We start from the raw sequence: 975 nt of genomic DNA on the forward strand, positions 1-975 counted from the left end.
CGTGCGGCCCCACCGCGTGGTCCAGTTGCTCGCGCAGCATCGCTGCCTCACGGCGTAACTGTTCCAATTCGGCAGCATCGTCGCTGGACATGTCGGTTTCGCTAGCTGTGCCGAATGCTTCAGAACGCTCTGAGTCACCCATGTTGCGCTCCTTTCCCGCCCCGAATAACGCGGTGGATACATCAACGCTACCGGCGATTGCCGCCAGATGTGCGGAGTCAAATGCCGTCAAAATTCGCGTCATTGCTCCCGCTGGTAACCTCAGCGTCGATTCGGGACCACCGAAAGGACACCTGTGATCCCAAAAGCCCTCGCCACAGGCGTGGCGGCCGTCGCGGACGTCGCCGCGGCGACGGCAGGTGTGACTTGCATTGCACCCGTTGGCTCGACGCTCGCAGCCACGCCACTGCAAGAATCAGGCGTGCGCTAATAGCACGCCACTGAGTCGACCGGATGCATCGAAACCCGTCCGTTGCGTTAAGTGCCGCCATCGCCGTGGCGGCCATCGGGCTCGCGGGGTGCTCGCACAAGGAACCCAAGGTCGCGTCTTCGAGTCCGTCTGCGCCGGTGCCCGCCGCGTCGAGTCCGGTCATCGTCGCTCCGCCGACCGCCCCGCTGCCCCCGCCCGAAGCGCTTACCGAGGTGCTGAACCGGCTCGCCGACCCGAACGTTCCGGGCATCAACAAGGTGAGCCTGGTCGAGGGGGCAACCCCCGAGAGCGCGGCCACCCTGGACAAATTCACCAACGCGCTGCGGGACAACGGCTACCTCCCGATGACCTTCGCGGCGAACAACCTCGCGTGGTCCGACAAGAATCCCTCCGACGTGATGGCGACGGTCAGCGTCAACACCCCGCGGGCGAACAACGGCAAGTTCACGTTCCCTATGGAGTTCACCCCCTTCCAGGGCGGCTGGCAGCTATCCCGACGCACCGCGGAAACGCTGCTGGCCCTGGGCAACTCGCCGTCTGACCCG

Annotated in this window: 2 protein-coding genes; one reads left to right on the plus strand and one right to left on the minus strand. The window is 65.2% G+C overall.

The window, feature by feature from the left end:
• Positions 1–244 (minus strand): hypothetical protein (locus A5745_RS06110; RefSeq protein ID WP_139329469.1); only part of this gene is annotated, 244 nt, incomplete at its 3' end.
• A gap of 209 nt (positions 245–453) precedes the next feature.
• Between A5745_RS06110 and A5745_RS06115 the strand changes: the two genes are divergently transcribed.
• The coding region (locus tag A5745_RS06115) for a hypothetical protein (RefSeq protein ID WP_076115470.1) at positions 454–975 on the plus strand (522 nt) is incomplete at its 3' end.

The sequence above is a fragment of the Mycobacterium sp. IS-2888 genome (assembly GCF_001954215.1).
Taxonomy (GTDB): Bacteria; Actinomycetota; Actinomycetes; order Mycobacteriales; family Mycobacteriaceae; genus Mycobacterium.